This window comes from Mesorhizobium sp. WSM4828 (genome assembly GCF_055811175.1).
This window is the reverse complement of record NZ_JBVVQK010000123.1, coordinates 1-328: the sequence shown is the minus strand read 5'-3', so window position 1 is coordinate 328 and position 328 is coordinate 1. Positions and strand designations below refer to the sequence as shown.

Here is a 328-nt window from a genome sequence, read left to right as displayed (position 1 = left end):
TCTCGATCATCCAGCGCTCGAGCTCGGTGACCAGCGGCGCGCTCCGCTCCTGGCGCACGGCGTGGCGTTGGGCGGGCGACAGGCCGTTGATCGCGCGCTCGATATCGAACAGGGCATCGATGCGCTTCACGGCTTCAACCCTGAGCGGATAGACCAGGTTGGGCTTCTCGCCGTGCGCCTTCTTGCGCGCCGCCGCTTCGACATCGGCCAGCTCGAACACTTTGCGCCGGCTGTGGGCCCAGCAGCTGGCTTCCAGAACAGGCGCCGGCTGACGACCCGTCGCATAGAGATCGCCATAACCGCCAAAGGCATCGGCCTGCAGAATGCC

1 protein-coding gene is annotated in these 328 nt (G+C 66.5%); it reads right to left on the bottom strand.

The genetic code is table 11. The features are described 5' to 3' along the window. On the bottom strand, positions 1 to 328 hold a 328-nt coding region (locus AC0L2X_RS32590; RefSeq protein WP_473601235.1), incomplete at both ends, for an IS66 family transposase.